The organism is Neglectibacter sp. X4 (genome assembly GCF_009917365.1).
Taxonomy (GTDB): Bacteria; Bacillota; Clostridia; order Oscillospirales; family Acutalibacteraceae; genus Acutalibacter.
Genome location: NZ_QWLE01000092.1, coordinates 1 through 605, shown reverse-complemented (window position 1 = coordinate 605; position 605 = coordinate 1). Strand labels below are relative to the sequence as shown.

Below are 605 nucleotides of genomic sequence, written 5' to 3'. Positions count from 1 at the left end.
TTATACCGCCAACAGCCCCGTAAATCAATGATGTGGCTGGAAAAACTTACGCCCCGGCTTCCTCTTTCTGCCGCTTGTCGGCGTACTTGCGGAACACCTCATAAAGCTGCTGTTCCAGTTCCCGGCGTTTGGCCGCTTCCTGCTCCGGTGTAAATACCGGGGAGAGATTTTCCAGCGTGATTTCCTTTCCTTGAAAAGTCACGATTTCTGTTTCCTTTTTGTATCTGATATTCGTTATAAAATCACCTTTCCTTTCCATAGTTCGGTTGCCGCTTCAACTCTGCCAGCACTTCCGGCGGGATACGGTCAACCAGCCGTTGAATGTTGTGTAACTCGCTTTCCAGCTTTGCCCGTTCCATAACGCCTTTCATCTTGTCCTTTTCGCTGGCCTTTGCCCTTGCCTCCAGTTTTTCATTTTCTGCCAAGAGGTCATTTATCGTGACCTTGTATTTCTTCAACTGCCCGGAGAAGTTCTCCATCTGCGGAAACCACTTTTTGAGCATAGAGAGGGCTTCCTCTTTCTTCTTTCCGGCGTTAATTGGATTGATACCGTCCAGCGTGGCTTCAATCGCCCTCGCCTGTTTGGAGAGGGAAACCGCCTGTTT

General features: G+C 49.3%; 1 protein-coding gene and 1 pseudogene. Both read right to left on the bottom strand.

Annotated elements, in window-relative coordinates; genetic code table 11:
• Positions 1-46: 46 nt before the first annotated feature.
• Positions 47-259: a hypothetical protein gene (locus D1841_RS16230; RefSeq protein ID WP_016304735.1), complete on the bottom strand. Its 213-nt coding sequence runs from the start codon at positions 257-259 to the stop codon at positions 47-49.
• Positions 243-605, bottom strand: a pseudogene (locus tag D1841_RS16225) (plasmid recombination protein); the annotation flags it as partial. The pseudogene D1841_RS16225 and the gene D1841_RS16230, both read right to left, overlap by 17 nt.